This is a genomic window from Hansschlegelia zhihuaiae, assembly GCF_004103825.1.
GTDB classification, from domain to species: domain Bacteria; phylum Pseudomonadota; class Alphaproteobacteria; order Rhizobiales; family Methylopilaceae; genus Methylopila; species Methylopila zhihuaiae.
The window spans coordinates 1-2,495 of record NZ_RYFI01000044.1; the positions used below are offsets into that span (position 1 = coordinate 1).

Below are 2,495 nucleotides of genomic sequence, written 5' to 3' on the forward strand. Positions count from 1 at the left end.
TGTCAATCGGCGCTGAACTTTGACCCCTTATCGGCGTCCAATGTTGACCCCCTGAAGCTGGGTGAGCGGTGTCGATCCCGCCGGCGCGGAGCTGGTCGGGGTTGCGCAGCGTCGGCGGGATCGACGTCCAGAGGGCTAGGGTCTGGGGCGGAGCTCAGGCGCGGTTCTTGAAGCGCCAGCTCTCGTTGCCGGTCTCGACGATGTCGCAATGGTGGGTGAGCCGGTCGAGCAGCGCGGTGGTCATCTTGGCGTCGCCGAACACGCTCGGCCATTCGCCGAAGGCGAGGTTGGTGGTGACGATGATCGAAGTCTGCTCGTAGAGGCGGCTGATCAGGTGGAACAGGAGCTGTCCGCCGGACTGCGCGAACGGCAGGTAGCCGAGCTCGTCGAGGACCACGAAGTCGAGGCGGCCGAGGTAGTCGGCCATCCGGCCCTGGCGGCCTGAACGGCCTTCGGCCTCGAGCTTGTTGACGAGGTCGACCACGTTGAAGAACCGGCCTCGGGCGCCGTCGCGGATGCAGGACCGGGCGATCGCGATGGCGAGGTGGGTCTTGCCGGTCCCGGTGCCGCCGACCAGCACGACGTTGCGCTGATGGGCCAGGAACTCGCCGCCGGCGAGGTCGCGGATCAGGGTCTCGTTGATTGGCGTGTCGTCGAAGGCGAAGTCCTCGACGTCGCGGGCGAGCGGCAGCTTGGCGATGGTGATCTGGTACTTGATCGAGCGCGCCTGCTTCTCGCTGATCTCGGCGGTGAGCAGGTCGCCGACGATGCGTTGAGGCTCGTGCTGGCGCTTCACCGCGGTCGCGATGATCTCGTCGAAGGCGGCCTTCATGCCGTAGAGCTTCAGCTCGCCCATGGTGGTCAGTATCGCGGAACGCTCCATCACACGGCCCTCCTGAGGCTGTCGTATCGGGCGCAGTCGGCGGTCGGCTCGACGGCGAGCCGCAACGCTTCGGGCGTCATGATCGTGACCGGCGGCGCGGGGTCCCGGCGCCGGGCGAGGATGTTCAGGACGACGTCGGCTGAGCAGACGCCCTCACGCAGAGTCTCGGCGCAGGCGGCCTCGACTGCGGACAAGCCGTCGCTCAGCACCGCGGCGAGGATCGCCACCATCTGACGGTCGCCGTCATCGACGCTCGCAAGCTTGCGCCGGACCTTCTCGAGGCTCGCCGGCAGCACCCAGTCCTTGAACGGCGCTCCGTTCCTGAGCGCGCCGGGCTTACGAGCCAGCACCGGAACGTAGTGCCAGGGATCGAACACGGTCTGGCCGCGGCCGAAGCAGCGCGGGTGGTCGCCGACGATCCGTCCGTCCTGGCGAAGCTCGATCCGGTCGGCGTACGCGCGGATCTCGACCGGGCGGCCGATCGCGCTCGCGGCGACCGAGTACTTGTTGTTGTCGAACCGCACGAGGCAGGTCTTGGACACCGACGCCGGCACGGCGTGGAAGCCGTCGAAGCGGCCGGCATAGGGAACGAGGCTCGGGCGCTCGGCCTCGAACGCCTCCCACACGGTCCGCTCGGCGAACTCGGGATGACGATGCGCCTTGGCGTAGGCGATCGCCTGGTCGAGCAGCCAGGCGTTCAGCTCGTCATAGCTCTTCGCCCGGACGCGCGGCGTGAAGAAGCGCTCGCGCACCAGCCCGACTTGGTTCTCGACCTGCCCCTTCTCCCAGCCCGAGGCCGGCGTGCAGGCCACGGGGTCGATCAGGTAGTGGCTGCACATCTGCAGGAAGCGCCGATTGTAGGCGCGCTCGCGGCCGACGAGGATCGTCTCCACCGCGGTCTTCATGTTGTCGTAGATCCCGCGCGTGCAGGTTCCCTTGAAGAAGGCGAACGCCCGGTCGTGGGCGTCGAACACCATCTCCTGGCTCTCGCGCGGGTAAGCCCGAACGAACAGCATCCGCGAGTGACAGAGCCGGACGTGTGCGACCTTCACGGTCGTGGTGACGCCGTTGATCAGGACGATCTCGTGGCTCCAGTCGAACTGGTAGGCCTCGCCCGGATCGAAGCTCAGCGGCACGAACGCCGCCGATGACGACGACCGCTCACGCTGCCGACCGCGGGCGTAGCGCCGGACCGCGTCGTAGCCGCCTTCGTAGCCCAGCGCCCGCAGCGCCTCGAAGATCCGGATCAGCGTCAGCCGCTCGCGCGCCGCCCGTCCCTCGTTCTCCGTTAGCAGCCGGTCAAGGTCGCTACGCCAGGGCCCGAGCTTCGGGAGCGGCTGGACTTCGCGCTCGTACTCGAACGCCGTCGCCCCCGACCGCAACACCTTGCGCACCGTGTTCCGCGACACGTGCAGCTCGCGGACGATCTCCTTGATCGTCTTGCCGCGCACAAAATGCTCGCGGCGGATCCGCGCGATCGTGTCCACGCCCTTCATCCCCCGGCAGCCCGTCCTCGACAAAGACAGGCAGCATGCGCAACGCGCCAATCAGGGGGTCAAAATTGGACGCCGATCCCCCGACCTACGGGGTCAAAATTCCACGCCGGATCACA

Annotated in this window: 2 protein-coding genes; both read right to left on the reverse strand. The window is 67.7% G+C overall.

The genetic code is table 11. The features are described from left to right. Positions 1-154: 154 nt before the first annotated feature. Entirely contained in the window at positions 155-883 is a 729-nt protein-coding gene (istB, locus tag EK403_RS21965; protein ID WP_128779582.1) for an IS21-like element helper ATPase IstB, read from the reverse strand. After that, positions 883-2,379, reverse strand: a complete 1,497-nt coding sequence (gene istA, locus EK403_RS21970; RefSeq protein ID WP_128779583.1) for an IS21 family transposase — start codon at positions 2,377-2,379, stop codon at positions 883-885. Before istA ends, istB begins: the two co-directional genes overlap by 1 nt. Positions 2,380-2,495: the final 116 nt, after the last annotated feature.

Coding starts and splice junctions, on each gene's coding strand:
- istA (WP_128779583.1), bottom strand. CDS start 2,379: ATGAAGGGCGTGGACACGATCGCGCGGATCCGCCGCGAGCATTTTGTG.
- istB (WP_128779582.1), bottom strand. CDS start 883: ATGGAGCGTTCCGCGATACTGACCACCATGGGCGAGCTGAAGCTCTAC.